The 21,098-nt window shown below is 64.5% G+C and carries 23 protein-coding genes; 13 read left to right on the forward strand and 10 right to left on the reverse strand.

What is annotated here, in order from left to right; genetic code table 11:
- The 3 genes from JQ591_RS19140 to flaF all read left to right on the forward strand — a co-directional run.
- The coding region (locus JQ591_RS19140) for a DUF1522 domain-containing protein (RefSeq protein WP_211397576.1) at nucleotides 1-2,133 on the forward strand (2,133 nt) is incomplete at its 5' end.
- Between the two features lie 214 nt (nucleotides 2,134-2,347).
- Entirely contained in the window at nucleotides 2,348-4,636 is a 2,289-nt protein-coding gene (locus tag JQ591_RS19145; RefSeq protein WP_211397577.1) for a DUF1522 domain-containing protein, read from the forward strand.
- A gap of 289 nt (nucleotides 4,637-4,925) precedes the next feature.
- Nucleotides 4,926-5,294 (forward strand): flagellar biosynthesis regulator FlaF, encoded by a 369-nt coding sequence (gene flaF / locus JQ591_RS19150; protein WP_211397578.1) that lies wholly within the window; start codon nucleotides 4,926-4,928, stop codon nucleotides 5,292-5,294.
- A 283-nt stretch (nucleotides 5,295-5,577) separates the two neighbouring features.
- Here the strand turns inward: flaF and JQ591_RS19155 are convergent, their stop codons facing one another.
- The 4 genes from JQ591_RS19155 to JQ591_RS19170 all read right to left on the reverse strand — a co-directional run bounded on the left by JQ591_RS19155 (nucleotide 5,578) and on the right by JQ591_RS19170 (nucleotide 8,095).
- Complete coding sequence (locus JQ591_RS19155; protein ID WP_211397579.1) at nucleotides 5,578-5,937, reverse strand: hypothetical protein; 360 nt, start codon at nucleotides 5,935-5,937, stop codon at nucleotides 5,578-5,580.
- Nucleotides 5,938-6,096: 159 nt separating this feature from the next.
- The gene (locus JQ591_RS19160) at nucleotides 6,097-6,594 is read right to left on the reverse strand and encodes a hypothetical protein (RefSeq protein WP_211397580.1); all 498 of its coding nucleotides are present in this window, start codon (nucleotides 6,592-6,594) and stop codon (nucleotides 6,097-6,099) included.
- 11 nt (nucleotides 6,595-6,605) lie between these two features.
- Nucleotides 6,606-6,971 carry a flagellar assembly peptidoglycan hydrolase FlgJ gene (gene flgJ / locus JQ591_RS19165; RefSeq protein ID WP_211397581.1) on the reverse strand — a complete coding sequence of 122 codons (366 nt, stop codon included), beginning with the start codon at nucleotides 6,969-6,971 and terminating at the stop codon, nucleotides 6,606-6,608.
- On the reverse strand, nucleotides 6,971-8,095 hold the full coding sequence (locus tag JQ591_RS19170) for a flagellar basal body P-ring protein FlgI (RefSeq protein WP_211397582.1): 1,125 nt from the start codon (nucleotides 8,093-8,095) through the stop codon (nucleotides 6,971-6,973). The genes flgJ and JQ591_RS19170 overlap by 1 nt, the downstream gene beginning before the upstream one ends.
- Before the next feature lie 270 nt (nucleotides 8,096-8,365).
- Here JQ591_RS19170 and JQ591_RS19175 point away from each other — a divergent pair, with 270 nt between their 5' ends.
- On the forward strand, nucleotides 8,366-8,779 hold the full coding sequence (locus JQ591_RS19175; protein WP_211397583.1) for a flagellar assembly protein FliX: 414 nt from the start codon (nucleotides 8,366-8,368) through the stop codon (nucleotides 8,777-8,779).
- 4 nt (nucleotides 8,780-8,783) lie between these two features.
- On the opposite strand, the gene JQ591_RS19180 is transcribed toward JQ591_RS19175, so the two are convergent.
- Nucleotides 8,784-9,155 carry a winged helix-turn-helix transcriptional regulator gene (locus JQ591_RS19180; RefSeq protein ID WP_211397584.1) on the reverse strand — a complete coding sequence of 124 codons (372 nt, stop codon included), beginning with the start codon at nucleotides 9,153-9,155 and terminating at the stop codon, nucleotides 8,784-8,786.
- 149 nt (nucleotides 9,156-9,304) lie between these two features.
- Between JQ591_RS19180 and JQ591_RS19185 the strand changes: the two genes are divergently transcribed.
- Together JQ591_RS19185 and dksA are read left to right on the forward strand one after the other, a co-directional pair.
- On the forward strand, nucleotides 9,305-9,916 hold the full coding sequence (locus JQ591_RS19185; protein WP_211397585.1) for an NAD(P)-dependent oxidoreductase: 612 nt from the start codon (nucleotides 9,305-9,307) through the stop codon (nucleotides 9,914-9,916).
- Between the two features lie 214 nt (nucleotides 9,917-10,130).
- A complete protein-coding gene (gene dksA / locus JQ591_RS19190; RefSeq protein WP_008554760.1) occupies nucleotides 10,131-10,496 on the forward strand; it encodes an RNA polymerase-binding protein DksA in 366 nt (121 codons plus the stop codon).
- 284 nt (nucleotides 10,497-10,780) lie between these two features.
- Here the strand turns inward: dksA and JQ591_RS19195 are convergent, their stop codons facing one another.
- On the reverse strand, nucleotides 10,781-11,179 hold the full coding sequence (locus JQ591_RS19195) for a winged helix-turn-helix transcriptional regulator (protein WP_211397586.1): 399 nt from the start codon (nucleotides 11,177-11,179) through the stop codon (nucleotides 10,781-10,783).
- Nucleotides 11,180-11,274: 95 nt separating this feature from the next.
- On the opposite strand from JQ591_RS19195, the gene JQ591_RS19200 reads away from it, so the two are divergent.
- Nucleotides 11,275-12,303, forward strand: a complete 1,029-nt coding sequence (locus JQ591_RS19200; RefSeq protein WP_211397587.1) for an SDR family oxidoreductase — start codon at nucleotides 11,275-11,277, stop codon at nucleotides 12,301-12,303.
- An 87-nt stretch (nucleotides 12,304-12,390) separates the two neighbouring features.
- The gene (locus JQ591_RS19205) at nucleotides 12,391-13,170 is read left to right on the forward strand and encodes a 2-keto-4-pentenoate hydratase (protein WP_211397588.1); all 780 of its coding nucleotides are present in this window, start codon (nucleotides 12,391-12,393) and stop codon (nucleotides 13,168-13,170) included.
- Nucleotides 13,171-13,425: 255 nt separating this feature from the next.
- On the opposite strand, the gene flgH is transcribed toward JQ591_RS19205, so the two are convergent.
- Genes flgH through flgF form a run of 4 tightly spaced genes read right to left on the reverse strand, consistent with a single transcriptional unit; the run spans nucleotide 13,426 to nucleotide 16,916 of the window.
- Nucleotides 13,426-14,193: a flagellar basal body L-ring protein FlgH gene (gene flgH, locus JQ591_RS19210; RefSeq protein ID WP_211397589.1), complete on the reverse strand. Its 768-nt coding sequence runs from the start codon at nucleotides 14,191-14,193 to the stop codon at nucleotides 13,426-13,428.
- A gap of 3 nt (nucleotides 14,194-14,196) precedes the next feature.
- On the reverse strand, nucleotides 14,197-15,339 hold the full coding sequence (gene flgA, locus JQ591_RS19215; protein WP_211397590.1) for a flagellar basal body P-ring formation chaperone FlgA: 1,143 nt from the start codon (nucleotides 15,337-15,339) through the stop codon (nucleotides 14,197-14,199).
- A 10-nt stretch (nucleotides 15,340-15,349) separates the two neighbouring features.
- Nucleotides 15,350-16,138 carry a flagellar basal-body rod protein FlgG gene (gene flgG / locus JQ591_RS19220; protein ID WP_211397591.1) on the reverse strand — a complete coding sequence of 263 codons (789 nt, stop codon included), beginning with the start codon at nucleotides 16,136-16,138 and terminating at the stop codon, nucleotides 15,350-15,352.
- 16 nt (nucleotides 16,139-16,154) lie between these two features.
- Nucleotides 16,155-16,916, reverse strand: a complete 762-nt coding sequence (gene flgF, locus JQ591_RS19225) for a flagellar basal-body rod protein FlgF (protein WP_211397592.1) — start codon at nucleotides 16,914-16,916, stop codon at nucleotides 16,155-16,157.
- A 379-nt stretch (nucleotides 16,917-17,295) separates the two neighbouring features.
- Between flgF and fliL the strand changes: the two genes are divergently transcribed.
- From fliL to JQ591_RS19250, 5 genes are all read left to right on the forward strand, one after another.
- Nucleotides 17,296-17,796, forward strand: coding sequence for a flagellar basal body-associated protein FliL (fliL, locus tag JQ591_RS19230; RefSeq protein ID WP_211397593.1), 501 nt, complete (start codon nucleotides 17,296-17,298; stop codon nucleotides 17,794-17,796).
- A gap of 19 nt (nucleotides 17,797-17,815) precedes the next feature.
- Nucleotides 17,816-19,018, forward strand: coding sequence for a flagellar motor switch protein FliM (gene fliM, locus JQ591_RS19235; protein WP_211397594.1), 1,203 nt, complete (start codon nucleotides 17,816-17,818; stop codon nucleotides 19,016-19,018).
- A complete protein-coding gene (locus JQ591_RS19240; protein ID WP_211397595.1) occupies nucleotides 19,015-19,461 on the forward strand; it encodes a DUF6468 domain-containing protein in 447 nt (148 codons plus the stop codon). Before fliM ends, JQ591_RS19240 begins: the two co-directional genes overlap by 4 nt.
- A 9-nt stretch (nucleotides 19,462-19,470) precedes the next feature.
- Nucleotides 19,471-20,229, forward strand: a complete 759-nt coding sequence (locus tag JQ591_RS19245) for a MotE family protein (RefSeq protein WP_211397596.1) — start codon at nucleotides 19,471-19,473, stop codon at nucleotides 20,227-20,229.
- Nucleotides 20,230-20,888: 659 nt separating this feature from the next.
- The gene (locus JQ591_RS19250) at nucleotides 20,889-21,089 is read left to right on the forward strand and encodes a hypothetical protein (RefSeq protein ID WP_211397597.1); all 201 of its coding nucleotides are present in this window, start codon (nucleotides 20,889-20,891) and stop codon (nucleotides 21,087-21,089) included.
- The last annotated feature ends 9 nt before the right edge of the window (nucleotides 21,090-21,098 follow it).

A 21,098-nucleotide genomic window follows, 5' to 3' on the forward strand; every position in this document is an offset into this window, starting at 1 on the left:
GCACAGTCGCTCGACAACCGCGCCAGCGACATCAACAATCTGCTCGACGGCATCGCCAACGGCGTGCAGGTGCTGCAGGCCGCCAACACCGGCCTGACCTCGCTGCAGAAGCTGATCGACTCCGCGAAGTCGATCGCCAACCAGGCGCTCCAGACCACCGTCGGCTACTCCACCAAGTCCAACGTCTCCACCTCGATCGCGGGTGCGACGGCGGCTGATCTGCGCGGCACCACGTCCTTTGCCAGCGCGACCGCGAACAGCAACGTTGTGTACAACGGCACGGCCGGCGGCACCACGGCGGCAACCGGCACCACGACGCTCGGCGCCACCATCGGCTCGTTTGCCAGCACCGGCGCAACGGCCGGCGACGGCACGACGGCCCTGACCGGCACCATCACCCTGATCGCCACCAACGGCACGACTGCAACCGGCCTGGCCGGCAACGGCCAGCCTGCCGACGGCGACACGCTGACCGTGAACGGCAAGACCATCACCTTCCGCGCGGGCTCGGCTCCGGCTTCGACCGCGGTTGCGTCCGGTTCGGGCGTCAGCGGCAATCTCGTCACCGACGGCAGCGGCAACACCACCGTCTATCTCGGCACCGCGGGTACCCCGGCTGCGAACGTCAACGATCTGTTGACCGCAATCGATCTCGCCAGCGGCGTGAAGACGGTGTCCATCACCGCGGGTGCAGCGACGTTCGCCACCAGCGTCGGCCAGACCGCCTCGAGCGCTGCTGGCGGCGCCGTCACGCTGAAGAGCTCGACCGGTGCGGATCTGAGCGTCACCGGCAAGGCCGACCTGCTCAAGGCTCTCGCCCTGACGACGTCTACGGGTGCAGGCAATGCCAGCGTGTCCGTCAACCGCACCACGAGCGCGGGCTCGCTGGGTGCGACCCTTACGGACGGTTCGTCGCTGAATGTCGATGGTCACACCATCACCTTCAAGAACGCGCCGATCCCGGGATCGACCGGTGCCCCGAGCGTTCCAAGCGGCTTCGGTGCCACCGGTAACATCCTCACCGACGGCAACGGCAACTCGACGGTCTATCTGCAGGCGGGTACCGTCAACGACGTGCTGAAGGCGATCGACCTTGCCACCGGCGTGCAGACCGCGACGATCAACGCCAACGGCACCGCGACGCTTGCGACCGCGACCGGCCAGTCGAACTCGACGATCAATTCGTCCGGCCAGCTCAAACTCTCGACCGGCATCAATGCCGACCTCTCGATCACGGGCAGCGGCAATGCACTGAATGTATTCGGGCTGGCCGGCAACACCGGCAGTGCGTCGGCATTCACTGCGGCGCGCACCTCCGGTGTCGGCGGCATTGCCGGCAAGACCTTGACCTTCTCCGCCTTCAACGGCGGCACGGCGGTCAACGTCACCTTCGGCGACGGCACCAACGGCACCGTCAAGACGCTCGATCAGCTCAACACGCAGCTTCTGGCCAACAACCTGGCCGCCACGATCGACGCCAACGGCCGGCTGACCATCACGGCATCCAACGACTACGCGTCCTCGACGATCGGTTCGACCGTCGCAGGCGGTGGCATCGGCGGCACGCTCACTTCGGCGCTGACGTTCTCGACGGCTTCCAGCCCCGTCCAGGATGCGGTTGCACAGACGGCCCGTGCGAACCTGGTCTCTCAGTACAACAACATCCTGAACCAGATCGACACGACCTCGCAGGACTCCTCGTTCAACGGCGTCAACCTGCTGAACGGCGATCAGCTCAAGCTGGTGTTCGACGAGACCGGCAAGTCGAGCCTCAACATCACCGGCGTGACCTACAACTCCAAGGGTCTCGGCCTCGCCGCGCTGACCGTCGGTGTCGACTTCATCGACAACGCCGCGTCCAACCGCGTGCTGACCAATCTGAACGCCGCGTCGAGCACGCTGCGCTCGGAAGCCTCGGCACTCGGTTCGAACCTCTCGGTGGTGCAGGTGCGTCAGGACTTCAACAAGAACCTGATCAACGTGCTGCAGACCGGTTCTTCCAACCTGACGCTCGCCGACACCAACGTCGAGGCGGCCAACAGCCAGGCGCTGTCGACCCGCCAGTCGATCGCGGTCTCCGCGCTGTCGCTGGCCAACACCTCGCAGCAGAGCGTGCTCCAGCTGCTCCGCTAAGCAGCTGATATCGCGAAATAAATCAGAGCGGCGGGGCCATTTGCCCCGCCGCTTTTTTGCGTCCGGAGGCGGGCAGGGATGTTCACCGGCCATTAACCCTATCCCTTAAACCGGCGTTAACCATACTTTAAAGGACAGCCTCTAAGACTGGACAAAAGCCCGCTTTCAAGACCGCGCGGCCGATTCGTACCTGGTTCAAGAGGAAGACTCGCCAATGTCCAACATCGTTCTCTCGGCGTCCGTTCGCCAGAACCTGTTGTCGCTGCAGTCGACGGCCGACTTGCTGGCCACGACGCAGGAGCGGCTGTCGACCGGTAAGAAGGTCAACACGGCGCTCGACAATCCCACCAACTTCTTCACGGCGCAGGGGTTGGACAACCGGGCGAGCGACATCAGCAACCTGCTGGATGGCATCAACAACGGTGTGCAGGTGCTCCAGGCTGCCAATACCGGCATCACCTCGCTGCAGAAGCTGATCGACAGCGCCAAGTCGATCGCCAACCAGGCGCTGCAGACCACGGTCGGCTATTCCACCAAGTCGAACGTCTCCACCACGATTCCGGGCGCGACGCCCGCCGACCTGCGCGGCACGACCTCCTATGCAAGCGCGACCGCCAAGAGCAACGTGCTCTATACCGGCGCAGCCGGTGGCGTAACCCCGGTCACGGGAACTGCTGCGCTTGGCGCCTCACTGGGCTCGACCGCCGGCGCCTTTACCGGCACAGCGGCGCTCGCGGCCGACGGCACCACCGCACTGTCCGGTACCGCCACGCTGCTCGGCACCACCGCATCTACCACCTTCAGCACGGCGCCCGCGGACGGCGACACCATCACGGTCAACGGCAAGACCATCACCTTCCGCACCGGTATCGCCCCGAACGCGCAGCCGACCGGTTGGGGCCTCGACCCCAGCGGACACATCGCCACGGACGGTAACGGCAATTCGATCGTCTACGAGGGAACGGCGGCTGCGCCCGGCGCGACTGTCAACGACGTCCTCAGCGCGATCGACCTCGCCAGCGGCGTCAAGACCGCGGCCATCAGCGCAGGTGCCGCAACCATCACGGTCAGCGGCTCGGCCGGTCCGATCGGCACGCTGCAGGTGGCATCGTCCGTCACGGGCGGCCAGGTCACGCTGAAGAGCTCGACCGGCGCCGATCTGAGCGTGACCGGCAAGGCCGACTTCCTCAACAAGCTCGGTTTGACCGCGGCCACCGGCGCAGGCAATGCGAGCGTGACTGCGGCCCGATCGACCACCGCGGGCTCGCTCGGCTCTCTCGTTCAAGACGGCTCGACGCTGAACATCGACGGCCACACCATCACCTTCAAGAACGCTCAGACGCCCCAGTCGGCGATCAGCGTGACCTCCGGCGGCGTCAACGGCAACATCGTCACCGACGGCAACGGCAATTCGACCGTCTACATCCAGAGCGCGACGCTCAACGATCTGCTCAACTCCATCGACCTCGCCACCGGCGTCAAGACCGCCAGCATCTTCAACGGCGCGGCAACGCTGTCGACCACCGCGGGCCAGATCCCCTCGTCGGTCAACAGCAGCGGTCAGCTTGCGCTCTCCACCGGCATCAACGCCGATCTGTCGATCACCGGCACCGGCAATGCGCTCAACGCGTTCGGTCTCAGCGGCAATACGGGAACGGCAACCGCTTTCGCCGCGGCGCGGAACTCCGGTGTCGGCGGGGTCAGCGGCAAGACGCTGACCTTCACCTCCTTCAACGGCGGCACGCCGGTGAACGTCACCTTCGGCGACGGCACCAACGGCACCGTCAAGACGCTCGACCAGCTCAATGTGCAGCTTCAGGCCAACCACCTGACGGCGACGATCGACGCCAACGGCGTGCTGACGGTCACCACCGTCAACGAGTACGCGTCCTCGACGCTCGGCTCGACTGCCGCCGGCGGTACGGTCGGTGGTACGCTCACCGGCGTGCTGGCCTTTACCACCGCGCAGCCCCCGATTCAGGATCCGGTCGCGCAGACCGCGCGCTCCGGCCTGGTCAGTCAGTTCAACAACATCCTGGCTCAGATCGACACGACGTCGCAGGACTCGTCCTTCAACGGCGTCAACCTGCTCAACGGCGACACGCTGAAGCTGGTCTTCAACGAGAACGGCAGCTCGACGCTCGGCATCAACGGCGTCGTGTTCAACGCGGCCGGCCTCGGTCTCAGCAATCTCGTTCCCGGCACGGACTTCATCGACAACGGTGCCACCAACAAGGTGCTGGCCAGCCTGAATGCCGCGTCGAGCACGCTGCGCTCCGAGGGTTCTTCGCTCGGTTCGAATCTGTCGATCGTGCAGGTGCGTCAGGATTTCTCCAAGAACCTGATCAACGTTCTGCAGACCGGCTCGTCCAACCTGACGCTCGCCGACACCAACGAGGAAGCGGCGAACAGCCAGGCGCTGTCGACCCGCCAGTCGATCGCGGTGTCCGCGCTGTCGCTGGCCAACCAGTCGCAACAGAGCGTGCTGCAGCTGCTCCGCTAATTTCGCGGCGCAAGATCGCTACTCGATTTCGCGGCGGGGCTAACGCTCCGCCGTTCATTTTACGGAGATCGCTAAGGCAGGATTAGCTGAGATTGATGCGCATCGCGCGTGACGTGTTTACAGCGTGCAGATGCGCATCTAGCTTCGACGACGAAGTACTCCGTGCCCCGTAATAGTCCGGAGTGCTTCCAAGCACACACGTAAGCAAATCTTAAGCGGTGCTGCCTAGGGTTGGGAAAGAAATCCTTAAGCGCGTTCAACGGGCTAGGTAACCTCCAGGGTGTGATTGATGTCGAATTCCGCTGCCTCGGCCTACGCGCGTGTTGCAACGACCACCGCCTCTCCTCGCGACATCGAAGCGCAGACCCTGCTCAAGGCCGCGAACAAGCTTCAGGATGCGATCAACAACGCCGAACCGTTCAGCGAGCAGACCACGCAGGCGCTGATGTTCAATCGCAAGCTCTGGACGATTTTCCTGAGCGAGGCCATGCGCGAGAACAATCCGCAGCCGCTCGACGTCCGGCAGAAGATCGCCAACATCAGCGTGTTCGTGCTGAGCCAGACTGCCGCGCTGCAGATGAGCCCGCAGTTCGATCACTTCCGTCCGCTGATCGAGATCAACCGCAATATCGCCGCCGGTCTGTCCGGCCGTCCGTGATGGAAGCCGGTCATGGCCGGCATCATTGAGCATCTCGTCGACCGCGTATAGGTCGAACGTGCGCTCGAGCACCTCGGCTCGTCGAAATACGTCGTCGTGGATTCAGCGCTCTATCAGGGCAACTGGACCGGCGCGTAAGCCGACGACGGCTCGTTCCGCTTCGGCAACGCCCAAGTTCACGCTGACTTATATCGGCAAGGCGCAGATCAGGAACGTCGTCACTGATCCCGCGACCGGCTCGAGCTATCTCGACACGGCCGTTGCGACGCTCGACGCCTGATCGTCAGGCGCTGCGGTCCGTGCTGGTCGGACGCGAGGGCTCGGATTTCAAATCCTGCGCATGGAAATAGGCCCGCCGGCGCAGCATTGCTTCGTCGGGGAACTGGTTGACCACCGCGTCGGTCCTGTCGTTGACGACCTGGAAGACGAAGGACGCCGCCGCCTGGTCGAACACGACCTGGCGTGAGACGTTCTCGCTGCTTCGCAAATCATTGCGTGCAGGGGCGCTGGCGTCGCCAGCGGCCACAGTCTGGCTCACCGGCAGATCGGTTTGCACGGCCTCGTTCGCCGCCGCATTCGACGTCGTTACGATCTGCACGGCGACCGGGATCCCCACCGGCCTGATGCTGAAATCTGTACTCATGGCAGCCTCCTGGTTGCCTAACGCGAGTCAAATCCCAACCCCTCTCAATACGCAACCATGGAACACCAGGATTGAACACCCGGTAAGGAAACGTGCCTAACCGCGCGACGATGTTGCCGCGCGGTTTTTCGTAAAATTGTCGCTTGTTCTTGCGCGTGCTCAGAGCGAGCGGCTGACCGCGAGCGGGGTGATGTGGCGCGGGCCCGGCGTGGCGCGTCGCCCCGCGGCCGTGTAGGTGTTCGGCACGTTGCGCTTCTGGATCTCGGCATTGACGCCGCGCACGACGCTCTCTGAGACCGCGTGAGCGGTTGCGAGCACGGTGAGATTGACCTGGAGCATCGCGCGGAATGCATCGTGGTGCCGATGCAGCGTCGAGAGCAGCTCGGGCACGGATTTCGCGAGCTGGGCCTGGTTCGCCTTCAACTGGCTGACGGCGCCGACATAGTTTCGCGACAGCTCCTGCTTCTTGCTCTCGAGGGTCATCGCCTCGCGGACCTTGCCGGCGCGCACGAGTTCGGTCTCGCGCTCGATCAGGCCGAGCAGGGCACTCATCGCATCCATCAACTGCTCGGCGATCTTGCGCGCCTCGGCGCTCCCCGATGCGGTGTTCGGGCGCTGTGCTTGCACCGGCTGACGCGAGGCGTTGAACTGGTTCATCTTGTTTGACCTTATGCCGTGCGGATCGTTTTCGCCTGTTGCATGATCAGGGTGCGATAGACGTCGGTGGCGATGCCGACGCCGCCGGCGTTGGCGAAGTTCTTGGAGTATTGCTCGGTCAGCATCGAGCGCCACACGCCGGTGCCCGGCGTGTCGCCGAACGGGCCTTCGCCCTTCAGACCCGAGGTCATCTGCGAGAACATGCTGTTGAGGAACATCGCCTCGAAGTCGGTGGCGATCTTCTGCGCCTTGGCCTGCTGCTTCGGCGGGACCTTCTGCAGTGCCGCGGCGAGATCGAAGTCCGGCCGGCCATTACGGCTCTCCACCGAGAAGGCGGAGCTGGCGACGCGTGCGGTGTTGACCGTGCCGGCCTGCATCACATCACCTCGATGTCGGCTTCGATCGCACCGGCGGCCTTGATCGCCTGCAGGATGCTGATGAGATCGCGCGGGCCGATGCCGAGGCCGTTGAGGCCGTCGACGAGCTGCTGCAGCGAGACGCCGTCCTTGACGACGGCGAACTTCTTGCCGTCCTCGGTGACGCTGACGCTGCTGCGCGGCGCGACCACGGTCCGCCCGCGGGACAGCGGGTTGGGCTGGCTGACCTGCGGGCTCTCGGAGATCGTGACGGTGAGGTTGCCCTGTGCGACTGCAACGGTGGCGACGCGGACGTCGCGGCCCATCACGATGATGCCGCTGCGTTCGTCGATGACGATCTTGGCGGCGAGATCCGGATCGACCTGGAGCTGCTCGATCTCGGTGAGAAAGGCGACGACGTTGCCCTTGAACTCCGGCGGGATCGCAAGCTGCACGGTCGATGGGTCGATCGGCTCGGCCGTCTTGACGCCGAGATAGTCGTTGATCGCGGCAGCGACCCGCTTGGCCGTGGTGAAGTCGGCGTTGCGCAGCGCAAGGCGGACGTTCGGCAGGCGATTGAGCGCGAACTCGATCTCGCGCTCGATGATGGCGCCGTTTGCAATGCGTCCGACGGTCGGCACGCCACGCACGATTTTCGCCGCTTCGCCCTCGGCCTGGAATCCGGAGATCGCGAGCGAGCCCTGTGCGACCGAGTAGACGTTGCCGTCGGCGCCGAGGAGGGGGGTGACGAGCAGGGTGCCGCCCTGGAGATTCTTGGCGTCGCCGAGCGCGGAGACGGTGACGTCCATGCGCGTGCCCTGGGTGGCGAAGGCCGGCAGATTGCCTGTCACCATCACGGCGGCGACGTTGCCGGTGCGGATGGTGGCGCCGCGGATGTTGACGCCCATGCGCTCGAGCATCGCTTGCAGCGACTGCTTGGTGAAGGGGATGTTGTTGAGGGTGTCGCCGGTGCCGTTGAGGCCGACGACGAGGCCGTAGCCGATGAGCTGGTTCTGCCGCACGCCTTCGATGTTGGCGAGATCCTTGATGCGCGATGTCGCGCTTGCAGACGCGACCGAGAGCACCAGCGCTGACAGCGCGGCGCAGGCCACCCCCACAATTCTCACCCAACGAACGCTTGGCATCCTCTGCTCCCCGAGGCTCCTCAAATCGAAGGACCATCACGACACTCCCATGACGAGCTGGTCCGACGCTGTCCTTGCGAGCGCTGTGCCAACTCGGGGCAGCGGGGGTAGGTGGCTGAATAGGTTGAATAAATCTGTTTCGAGCGGTCTCAGCCTGTGTTGTCCCTGAGGAGCGAAACTGCCGCCTGTCGGCAGATTTTGCCGGGCTGTTTACGGGCCGTTAACCATAAAGCGGCGAGTGTGGCGCATCGACCACCCGGATTGCTTCCGATGCGCATCTACGGACCGAACGGCACCACGCTTGGAACGCCGGCCAGCCAGGCCAAGCGGACGAGCTCCGGCACCTTCGTGCTGCCCGACACCTCGTCGGCGCCGGAGACGCGGGGCGCTGCCGCACCGAAGGCCGCCGCCAACATCGACGGGCTGCTCGCGCTGCAAGGCATCGAAGAGGATCCCATCGAGCGTCGCAAGCGCTCGGTCGTACGCGGAAAGACCGCGCTCGACGTGCTCGACGATCTCAAGATGGGACTCCTCTCCGGCAAACTCGACACCTCGACCGTGATGCGGCTGCGTGACGCTGCGGCGAACCTGAAATCGTCCTCCGGCGATCCCGGTCTCGATTCGGTGCTGTCCGAGATCGAGTTGCGCGTCGAGGTCGAGCTCGCCAAGGCCGGGCAGGCGTAGCGTCTTACGCCGCTTGATCCTTCAACTGTGTGTCGTAGCGACGCTGGGCGGCGAGCACGTCTTTCAGATTCTTCTCGGCCCAATCGCGCAGGGGATCGACGGCGGCGGCGAGTGTCACGCCAAGCTGCGTGATCGAATATTCCACGGTCACCGGCACGGTTGCGATGGCGTGACGCTTGATCAATCCGTCGCGTTCGAGCGACTTGAGAACCTGGCTCAGCATCTTTTGCGAAATGCCTTCAATCGTGCGGCGCAACTGATTGAAGCGCATCGGCTCCTCGCGCAGCAGCAGCAGGATCAGCACCGCCCATTTGTCGCCGACGCGGTCGAGGATCTGTCGCGTGGGGCAGTTCGCTGCATAGACGTCTGGCTTCATCGTCGGGTCCCCACGATCCATTCCGCTCATTTGCCGGCCGCCGCCGGTTACTCCTGTGTAATCAGGTAAGCACAAAGTGCTCTCTTAACACCAGCATTCTTTGCGATATCTAGTCACCGATAGTTACCACAGAAGCAAAGGAGCCTTCCATGAAAATCGCAGTCGCCGGCGCCTCGGGCCGGGCCGGGTCAGAGATCACCAAGGAACTGTCCCGCCGCGGCCATGCGGTCACGGCCATCGCGCGCAACCCCGAGAAGATCGCGGCCCTGCCGAACGTCACCCCCACCAAGGGGGACGTGCTCGACCAGGCCGGCCTCGCCAAGCTGTGGGCCGGGCACGACGTCGCCGTGAGCTCCGTGCACTTCCTGGCCAGCGACGCGCTCAAGCTGATTGGTGCGGCCAAGGACTCGAAGGTTGGTCGTTACCTCGTCGTCGGCGGGGCCGGCAGCCTCGAGGTCGCTCCGGGCGTCAAACTGGTTACAACTCCCGGTTTTCCGGTTCCGTACAAGGCTGAGGCGGAGGCGGGTTCGGCCTTTCTCGACCTGCTGCGGCAGGAAAAGGAGCTGAACTGGACCTTCATCTCGCCGTCGGCCCTGTTCATCGAGGGGGAGCGCACGGCCAAGTTCCGGCTTGGGACCGATCAGCTTCTCGCAGATGCGAACGGGAAGAGCTGGATCACCTTCGCGGACTACGCCATTGCGCTCGCCGACGAGATCGAGCGGCCGGCCCATGCGAGGCAGCGGTTCACGGTCGGCTACTAGGCCTTCGGCCGCCCCCGGGCCCTCCAGGATAAACCTTCCTGTGCAAGGGTTTGGGGGCGCCGATCGGGCGATCAGGGAAACATTGTCTGTCACAGGAGGCCGCTATATAACGCCCCGCTCAGCGGACCCCGTTCCGTTACGAGTCGTTGCTTAGACAGATAGGCCGCCCTTGGAAAAGTTGAAAAACTACCGACCGACCGAAAAAGAGCCTTTCATGAACGACAGGCAGAAGGAGTACTTCCGCTTGAAGCTCCTGGCCTGGAAGGATGAGATCCTCAAAGAGTCCAAGCTCACCCTGCAAGCCCTGCAGGAGGAGAACGTCAACCACCCCGATCTCGCCGATCGGGCATCGTCCGAAACCGACCGCGCCATCGAACTCCGTGCTCGTGACCGCCAGCGCAAGTTGATCGCCAAGATCGACGCCGCGCTCCAGCGTATCGAGGACAACACCTACGGCTATTGCGAGGACACCGGCGAGCCGATCTCGTTGAAGCGGCTCGAGGCCCGTCCCATCGCGACGCTCTCGGTGGAGGCGCAGGAGCGCCACGAGAAACGCGAGAAGGTCTATCGCGACGAATAGAGTCCGAGCCGCAGCGATGCGGCTCTTTGTTTTTGGACGCAAGGCGCGTGGTTTCGCGCCGTGATCGGCGTTTTGCCTGTTGCTTGCAACCGCGCGCTTCGGCGCGCGGGCGCAATTGCGAAAAGTGAATCGCGATCAATGGGCTAGACTCAACTCCTCCGAGCTCACGTGAGTTCGGATGAGAAACAGCCTTCACTTCAGGTGCGGGAAGTTTTGCGAGTCGCATCAAGGACATCGACTCGAATGCTGAGGCACTGATCCAACAGCTTCACGCATTGCTGCAATCAGGCCTGTTGCGACGCTGCAAGGCGCGCATCCCCATAAAGCCTGGACCAGCTCAATATTTCCTTAAACGCCGGCAGCAGGCCATAGGCAGCGTCCGTCAGCCCGTACTCGACCCGCAGCGGCTTCTCCGCGAAGGCGGTGCGCGACACCAGCCCGTCCTGCTCGAGCTCGCGCAGCTGCGTGGTCAGCATGTGCTGGGTGATGCCGCCGATCGATCGCCGCAAGGCGCCGAAACGAACCGCGCCGTTCATCAGCGCGAACAGAATCTCCAATTTCCATTTGCCGCCGAGGGCATGGATGGTCCGCTTGAAGTCGGCGAGCAGGGTGGGGTCGGGGCTGCAATCGCAGTCGCCGTCGCAAATGCTGGTCAGGTTTTCCATACCGGTCTCGAAATCCATTCTACTTGTTCGGCAGCAGATAGTGACCAGATGCGGCGCTGGGCAGGGCCTGCGCGGAACCATTCGCCGGTCCCGGGCAAAAGGGGAATTTGGCAATGAGCACCGTTCTGGTCACCGGCGGATCCGGCTTCGTCGGCATCCATGTCGTCCTGCAACTTCTGGCCGCCGGCCATGAGGTACGGGCGACGGTGCGCCGGCCGGATCGGGAAGCCGAGGTGCGGGCGATGCTGCGCGAGGGCGGGGCGGCTTCGCCCGACAGCCTGTCCTTCTTCACCGCGGACCTCACGGCAGACGAGGGCTGGCGCGAGGCGGCCACAGGCTGCGACTACGTGCTTCATGTCGCTTCGCCTTTGTCGACCAGCGTGCCTACGGACGAGAACGAGATGATCATCCCGGCCCGCGACGGCACGCTGCCGGTGCTGCGCGCCGCACGCGAGGCCGGCGTCAGGCGCGTCGTCGTCACCTCGTCGCTGGGCGCGATCGGCTACGGCCATCCGCCGCGCGACATGCCGTTCGACGAGTCCGACTGGACCAATCTCGACGGTGCCGACGTGCAGCCCTACATTAAATCCAAGACGCTGGCCGAGCGGGCGGCCTGGGACTTTGTCGCGCGCGAGGGCGACGGGTTGGAGTTGTCGGTGATAAACCCCGCCGGCATTTTCGGTCCCGTGCTGGGGCCGGACTTCTCCGGCTCGATCGAAATCGTCAAATCGCTGCTCGACGGCGCCATGCCGGCGGTGCCGCGGGTCTATTTCGGCGTGGTGGACGTGCGCGACGTGGCCGAGCTGCACCTGCGGGCGATGACGGCGCCTGAGGCCAAAGGCGAGCGCTTCATCGCGGTCTCCGGCGCGACGATGTCGATCCTCGATATTGCCAGGGTGCTGCGGCGGGAACTCGGGCCGGCCGCGCGCCGGGTTCCGCGGCTCCAGGCCCCGGACTGGCTTGTGCGGCTGGCTGCGAACCGGATTCCGCTATTGCGCGCCGTCGTGCCGATGCTCGGAAAGGTCAGGCATTCCACCAGCACCAAGGCGAGGTCGCTGCTCGGCTGGCAGGCCCGCTCCAACGACGAAGCGATCCTTGCGACGGCCGAGAGCCTGATCCGGCTCGGACTGGTCACGGACTGAGGCCGCCGCGCGCCGCCTGCGCTTGTCAGGCTCGGACGGGGATGCTCCACTGACCCGCACAATCGCGTAGCGTGGGAGGCGGCGCCGATGGATAAAATTCTCCGAGCCGCAAAGGCGATCGCGCTCGCGCGCCGCAACCATGCGCCGCTCGCGGCGCTGGAAGTTCCCCCGGCCGACGAGGCCGAGGGTTATGAGGTCCAGCGCGCGCTGCACGATCTGCTGCTGCCGCATGTCGGCCCGCTCGTCGGCTACAAGATCGGCTGCACCAGCCAGGTGATGCAGGACTATATCGGCATTCCGCACCCCTGCGGCGGCGGTGTGTTCGAGAAGGGCGTGCACGACAGCGGCGTCAAGCTCGCGGCTGCCGACTATGTCCGCGTCGGGGTCGAATGCGAGATCGCGGTGCGGCTGAAGCGCAATCTCGCCGCCGGCGAGGCGCCGTTCACGGCCGAATGGGTCGGCGAAGCCGTCGAGGCCTATCATCCCGCGATCGAGATCGTCGACGACCGCTATGTGAAGTGGGAAACGATGGGCGCGCCGACGCTGATCGCCGACGATTTCTTCGCCGCCGGCTGCGTGCTGGGCGAGGTCGTGCCGCGCTCGTCGGTGCCGGACCTGAAGGCCGTCAAAGGCCGCGCCATCGTCAACGGCGAAGAGGTCAGCCACGGCACCGGCGCCGACGTGCTCGGCCATCCCCACAACGCACTCGCCTGGCTCGCCAACCATCTCGCCGCCGAGGGCAAGGGCTTGCATGCGGGGCAGCTCGTGCTGACGGGGAGCCTGGTGAAGACGCTGTGGCTGAAGGCCGGCGACAAAGTGCGGATGGAGCTGGACGGACTGGGCGTGGTGGAGGCGGAGTTTACGTGAGGGGCGCTGCGGCCTCATTGCGAGCGCAGCGAAGCAATCCAGGGTCCCTCCGCGGTGGCAGTCTGGATTGCTTCGCTGCGCTCGCAATGACGGAGCTTGGGGCAGCAGAGTCGTTGGGATGGCGCGCGTCTGACATACGTAGCGCCACCATCGCCAAAATACATGCGGCCCTCGCCAGGGGAGCTGGCGAGGGCCGCGTAGTACATCGTCGTCCGCGCCTAGGTTCGCGAACACGATGTGGGAGCTCGGAGAAGGCTAGAAGGGCAGCAGCACGTCCATGACTTGCTGGCCGTAGCGCGGTTGCTGCACGTCCATGATCTGGCCGCGGCCGCCGTATGCGATGCGGGCCTGCGCGATCTTGGTGGAATCGATGGTGTTGTCGCTCTGGATGTCTTCGGGGCGGACGATGCCGGCGACGACGAGCTCGCGGATCTCGTAGTTGACGCGGATCTCCTGCTTGCCTTCGACCACGAGGTTGCCGTTCGGCAGCACCTGGGTGACGACGGCCGCGACGTTGGTCTGCAACGCTTCCTTGCGGTCCACGCTTCCTTTGCCCTCGCTGGACGCGGTCGAGTCGGCGGTGAGGATGCGGCCGGGCAACACCTTCTGCGCTTGGGCGCCCAATGTCTTGGCGCCGATGAAGTCGGTGATTCCGGAATCTTCCTTGTTAGTGCGGCTGCGCTGGGTGTCGTTTTCGATATTGGCCTTGTCGGTGATGTTGACGGCCACCGTCAGGATGTCGCCGACCTGATGGGCGCGCTGGTCCTTGAAAAAGGCGCGGCTGCCACTGCGCCACAGCGAGTTCGGATTGTAGGAGGCGACTTCCGGCTTCGGCATCGGCATCTGCACCGGCTTGTAACCGGGCTGCGTCGTCGGATTATCGATCGCCGACAATTTCGGCTGCTCGCCGATCTGCGACAGGCGGTCGATCGAGGAGCAGCCGCTCGCCAGCGCGCAAGTCGCCAGCAGCAGGGCAGAGATCGCGATGCGACGGAGACGAAAAGCCGAACTGAAACTGGACATGACTTACTCTGACTTGGCTGGAGCTTGCGAGGCGCGAACTTGCGGGATCTGGGCTTGTGCGATCTGGGCCGGGGACGCCGGGGTCTGGATCAGGCTCTGGGCGAGGGCTGCAGCCGTGGGAGCGGGGGCGGGCGTTTCGTCACGCCTGAGCGACGAGGTCTGCTCGACCGCGGCCGGCATCGGCGCGGCCTGGCTGGCGCCCTGGACCGTCACCTGGCCGCGGCCGGTGACGACGCCCGTGAGCGTGCGCTTGGTCTGCAGGTTGAGCACGCTGACGGTGTCGCCCTCGGCGCCGCTCTCGATCGCCTTGCCGCGCGTGGTGAGGTAGATTCCGGGGACCTGGTAGATGACGGTGACGTTCTGGTCGCGCTGCACGAGGTCGGGCTTGACGATGTCGGCGACGCGGATCGGCGTCCCCGCCCGCATCGGCCGGCGGAGCTGCATGCCGAGCGTGCGATCGCGCGAGGCGGCCTCACCGGTGACCTCGGCCTTCGGCCGGCGTTCCACGGCGACGTCGGAGGACTTCAGGAGATCGGTGCGATCGATGTCGCGCGTCAGCACGGCCACTTCCACCGTCTCGATCGCGTTGCCGGTCAAACGCAGCTTGGTCGGCGCCGGATTGTTGTCGTTGTTGATCTCGAAGGCGATGTCGAAGCGGCCACTGCGGCCGTCGTAGCGGGTTGCGACCGGCTGCAGCGTGCCGGTGTTGGAGGCATCCAGCCGCATGTCGGCGATGCCGCGGTCGAACGTGACGGTGATGTTGGCGGCATCGCCAAGTCCGAAGCGGCGCTCGAGCGCCGAGGCGACCGCGGTTTCGAGGTCCTTGTTCACCAGCGTGCGGGCGAGACGGGTGACCTGGACCTCCTTGATGTCGCCGGTCATCACGCCGATCACCTGTTTTGCACGGAGCACGCTCAGAACGTGAGCGACCGGCAGCGCACCGGTGGTGCCGAGATCGGGCGAGCGGTAGACCGGGATCAGCGCGGCCGAGCCGGCATTGTCGATGAGATCGCCGACCCGCACCACGTCCGAGGTCACGGTAATGCTCGCGCGCAGCGTCGGCGTTGCGATGAAATCGTCGGCGGCCCGTGCGGGCAGCGCCAGCGCGAGGAGAGCGGCGATCGTGGCGAGGGTGGTGCGGATCATCGTCATCACCTCAGCGGAACAGCGCCGTGGTCGATTGCATCATCTGGTCGGCGGCGCTGATCACCTTTGCGTTCATCTCGTAGGCGCGCTGGGCGGCGATCAGGTCGCTCATTTCCGAGACGACGTCGACATTGGCCTGCTCGAGACTGCTCTGGGTGATGTTGCCGAAACCCTCGGCGGTCGCCGTGCCGTCCTGCGGCGGGCCGGAGGAAGGCGTCTCCGTGAACTGATTGTTGCCGACCGGCTGGAGGCCGGCCTTGTTGATGAATCGGGTCAGGCCGATCTGGCCCTGGACGGCGGAGGTCGACGAACCCGGCAGCGTCACCGAGACCTGGCCCTGCACGTTGATGGTGAGGCCCGAGGCGTTGTTCGGGATCGTGATCGTCGGTTGCACCGGGTTGCCCTGCGCGGTGACGATGCGCCCCTGATTGTCCATCTGGAAGGTGCCGTCGCGGGTGTACTGGTAGCTGCCGTCGGGCATCAGGATCTTGAAGAAGCCTTCGCCCGTGATGGCCATGTCGAGGTCGTTGCCGGTCTGCGACAGCGTGCCCTGGGTCATGCTGCGCGGCGTGCCGACGGTCTTGACGCCGCCGCCGATGTCGACGCCGACCGGCAGGATGGTGCCCTGGTCGGACGACTGGGCGCCGACGCGGCGGACGTGTTCGTAGATCAGGTCCTGGAACGCCGCGGTCTGCTTCTTGAAGCCGGTGGTGCGCAGGTTCGCGATGTTGTTGGAGATCACCTGAACGTTGAGTTCCTGTGCCGCCATTCCGGTCGCTGCGGTGTGAAGCGCCTGCATGTCAGTTCTCCCTCAATCAGGCCGGAACGTCGGCGAGCTTCTCGATCGCCGACTTGTGCATGTCACTCTGCTGCTGGAGCAGGTTGGCGATGGCGGTGTAGCTGCGCATGACTTCGACCATGCGGCTCATCTCACCAACCGAGTTCACGTTCGACTTCTCGACATAGCCCTGCTGCACGGTGGACTTGGTGTCGGCCTGCTGGGTCGCGGAGCCAACGCTGTAAAGGTTGGCGCCGAGCTTGGTCAGCTTGGCCGGATCGTCGAACGAGGCCATGCGGATCTTGCCGCGGATCGAGTCGTTCTTGGCCGTGCCCTCGAGCACCGTGACGGTGCCGTCCGGCGCGACGTTGATGTCGTGGTCGGTCGGCTGGAAGGTGATCGGGCCGCCGGTGCCCAGCACGAGGTTGCCGTCGGAGGTGACGAGCTGGCCGGTGCTGTTGAGCGAGAATTTGCCGTCGCGGGTGTAGCGCTCGGCGCCATTGGCCTGAATCGCGAAATAGGCATTGCCGCTGATCGCCATGTCGAGCGGATTCTTGGTCGGCTCCATCGGCCCTTGGCCGACGTCGCGGAAGGTGCCGCGGTCCTGCACATAGGAGACCCGGCGGTCGGAGCCGACGAAATTGTCCTCACGCGCGTTCGAGTTGAGGTACTCCTCGAACAGCGAATGGTCGGCCTTGAAGCCGTTGGTGTTGGCATTGGCGACGTTGTTGGCGATGACATCCATCTGCCGTTCCAACGTCATCTGCCGTGACAAGCCGATCAGAAGCGCATTCTGCATCGGAAATCTCCCCTGAGTGAGATCCGCCACCTCGCTCTCCCAAGCGCCTTGGCCGACCCCGTGAACGAGACCTCGGGTTCTCCCAAACCCTTGGTCTCGGCTCATTCTCAGCGAAACTCGTGCCAAGCTGGAAAATAGTGCAATTTCAATGTTTTGTCGGTTTTTCGAGGGTGCGGGGAGGCGGCAGAAAGGGTCTGTTAGCCATGTTTGCCCGGCAGATTTTTCCTAGTGAAGGCCCAATCGAAAGGTTCCGTTAACCATTATTACCGTAGCGTTTGCGCGTAAGAGGAGCACTGCGCTGGGGCATTTGTATCGCGTCATTGTCTGCCAGGAGCTTCGCTCTTTCGACCCCTTTGAGAGATGAGCGAGCGCGGCGATCATGGCAGAGAACGAAGCGGAAGGCGGCGCAGCCGCCGATGGCTCGGAAGCCGCTCAGCCCAAGAACAAGCTCAAGCTCATGATCATGGCGGTGGGTCTGCTCGCCGTTCTCGGCGGCGGTGCCGCGACCTGGTTCTTCTTTTTCCGTCATGGTGACGACGAGCATCACGCCGAGGCGGCGCCCCCGCCGAAGCCGCCGGCTTTCGTCGAGGTTCCCGACATCATGGTCAACCTCGCCGGCGCGCCGGGCGAGCGCGTGCAGTATCTCAAGCTCAAGATCGTGCTGGAGCTGAAGGAAGAGAAGCAGGTCGAGGCGATCAAGCCGACGATGCCGCGCATCACCGACATCTTCCAGACCTATGCGCGCGAGCTGCGCTCCTCCGACCTCAACGGTTCCGCCGGCATCTTCCGCCTCAAGGAAGAGCTGACCAAGCGCGTCAACGCGGCGGTCGCTCCGGTCCAGGTCAGCGCGGTGCTGTTCAAGGAAGTCGTGATCCAGTGAGCATGTTGAGCTAGGGATCATGGCAAGCACCGACCAACCAGACCAGGATGCAATTGCCGCCCAATGGGAGGCCTCGCTCGATTCCGAGGATCCCGCCGAGGCCGCGAAGGCTGCTGCCGAAAACGAACTATCCGAAACCATGGCCCTGCAATGGGCGGCCATGGTCGAGGATGGCAGCCGCGATCTCGGCGCCGGCAAGAATTCCGGCGAACGGGTGCTGTCGCAGGAGGAGATCGACAACCTCCTCGGCTTCGCGGTCGGCGACGTCACGCTCGACGACCATTCCGGCATTCGCGCCATCATCGATTCGGCGATGGTCTCCTATGAGCGTCTGCCGATGCTCGAAATCGTCTTCGACCGCCTGGTGCGGTTGCTGACGACCTCCCTGCGCAATTTCACCTCCGACAACGTCGAAGTCTCGCTCGATCGCATCACCTCGGTGCGCTTCGGCGACTACATGAACTCGATCCCGCTGCCCGCCGTCCTCACCGTCTTCAAGGCCGAAGAGTGGGACAATTTCGGCATGGCCGTGGTCGATTCCAGCCTGATCTACTCGATGATCGACGTGCTGCTCGGCGGCCGCCGCGGCTCGAGCCAGCTGCGCATCGAGGGCCGGCCCTACACCACGATCGAGACGGAGTTGGTCAAGCGGCTGGTCGAAGTCGTCATGGCCGATGCCGAACAGGCGTTCCGGCCGCTGTCGCCGGTGACCTTCACCATCGACCGGCTCGAGACCAACCCGCGTTTCGCCGCGATCAGCCGTCCTGCCAACGCCGCGATCCTGGTGCGCCTGCGCATCGACATGGAAGATCGCGGCGGCAACATCGAGCTCCTGCTGCCTTACGCGACCATCGAGCCGATCCGGGGCGTCCTGCTCCAGATGTTCATGGGCGAAAAATTCGGCCGCGACCAGATCTGGGAAGGCCATTTCGCCACCGAGATCGTCCAGGCCGAGATCTCCGTCGACGCCGTGCTCTACGAAGCCGACATTCCGCTCAAGCAGCTGATGCGGCTGAAGGTCGGCGACACGCTGCCGCTGGACATGCGCGCGGATGCCAACGTCACCATTCGCTGCGGCGACGTCACGATCACCGAAGGACGCATGGGCCGGGTCGGCGACCGCGTCGCGATACGGGTGACGAAACCCTTGCGCAAGCCAAGTACGACACTTGCGATGTTCGAAAAGGTCGACGAGCAGAACAAGATGATGGAGGCCCCATGAACCACTCCCTAGGAATGGCGATCGAGACGCTGGTGGCTATCTTGCTGATGCTGACCATCGTCTACTGCGTCACGCTCAACAAGCGGTTGACGCGGCTGAAGGCGGACGAGCATTCGCTGAAGGCGGTGATCGGCGAGCTGATCACCGCAACCGAGATCGCCGAGCGCGCGATCGGCGGACTGAAGCTCGCCGTGCGCGACGTCAACGAGAACCTCGGCAGCCAGCTTGCGGCGGCGACCCAGATGTCCGAGCAGCTCTACAAGCAGCTCGGCGAAGCCGACAACGTGGTGCGGCGCCTGTCCAAGATCGCGGTCGCCGCGCGCCCCGTGACGAACCCGGAAACGGTCGCCGTGTCCGCAGCCAAGCCCTCGTCGGCGAAGGCGGTGGCGGCTGCGGCCGAAGCCTTCTCCGAGCGCCGACGATCCAACGGCATTGCCGCATAAAGTCAGGGTATGAAGTCCTTTCGCAACATCCGCGTCATTCCGATCGTGCTGGTTGCCGTCGCCGGCCTCGCCACGCTGAAGGTCACGGGTCTTGTGATCAATGGCGGCTATGTCTTCGACTACAAGCCGAGCCAGACCAAGAAATCCTGGGCGCAGGAGAATCTGAACTTCCCGACCGGCCGCGAGGATCCCGATATCACGGGCTCGACCCATGGCGCGCCGAAGGAGGCGCCGAAGCCGGCCGCACCCGAGACCAAGCCCGAAGGCACCGTGGTCAAGGAGGAAACCCAGCCGCAGATCTCGGCCTCGGAGCGCGCGATCCTGGAACGCTTGCAGTCGCGCCGCCAGGAGATCGAGGCCCGCCAGCGCGAGATCGACATCCGCGAGAGCCTGCTGAAATCCGCCGAGAAGCGCATCGAAAACAAGGTCGAGGAGATGAAGGCGGTCGAAACCCGTATCTCCGCGACGCAGGCCGAGCAGAAGGCCGCCGAAGCCCAGCGCATGAAGGGCCTCGTGACCATGTATGAGGGCATGAAACCCAAGGACGCCGCGCGGGTCTTTGACCGGCTCGAGATGGGCGTGCTGATCGAGATCGCCTCGCAGATCGCGCCGCGAAAGATGTCGGACATCATGGGATTGATGTCGCCGGAGGCCGCCGAGCGGCTGACGGTCGAGATGGCTCGCCGGGCCAATGGCGGCGGCGATCAGTCCGCCGCGGCCGGCGAGCTGCCCAAGATCGACGGCAAGCCGACGCAAAAGCCGAATTGAGGGCTCAAGAGGCGCGGCGCGCCGCGGCAACCTGCGCGCAGTTGCGCGGTCGCTCGGCCGGCACGCGGCCCGATGCCTCGCGTGGCTAGTTTGCGATCCGCTGTTGGGCCCTGCGACCTGCCGAGCTCAGCGGTTTCTCGACGGGAAGGAGGGTCTCGCAATGCTGCTTGATCAACGCAGCCTCCGTCATTCGAGTCACGAGATGAAGGGTGCTGTGGCAGCAGGGGCACTCGTATACCTTGAGGGCATAGCCCCGCGCGATTGGAAAGAGGGCTACGACCGCTCTTGCCCGGCTACATACAATGCAGTTGGCTTCTCCGCCCATTGATTGCTCCCCCAAAAAGTTGACCAATCGATTCGCATCGCAATGATCACATCTGATTCAGAGTCGTTGATGGACCGCAACGCCTCTGAGGTTGTGCGCGAATACTCGGCAACCGAGCGCGGAGATCAAACACGCCGGGGAGTGGGTGATCGCCGCGAGTTGACTTCCTTGCCGCAGGGAGCGCGTTGACTCGCGTTGCGGATGCAGTCGAAGCAGGCGGCATCTTCTGGGGCTGCGATGAGTTGACGCGCACAAATGTGAAGTGGAGTACAGCGGCGCTGAAGAGTTCGTCCTAGGCTTCGGCCATTCGCAATCCCGAGCGCGGGAGGAAGCTATGAACTACATGTCCGTAGCAGAACGCGCAATCGAAGCCGTCAATCGCCTGCTCATCGCGGCGATGACGTTCGCCTGGACATCTGCGCTAGACCATCAGCATGCATGGCCGCCACAAGGGGAAGACGGCGACGCTGAAGATGACGCTGGTCTCGAGCAACAGAACTCCTCCGCGCCGGATTGCGCGGGACCAAAACATTAAAGACGTAGT

The sequence above is a fragment of the Bradyrhizobium canariense genome (assembly GCF_018130465.1).
GTDB classification, from domain to species: domain Bacteria; phylum Pseudomonadota; class Alphaproteobacteria; order Rhizobiales; family Xanthobacteraceae; genus Bradyrhizobium; species Bradyrhizobium canariense_C.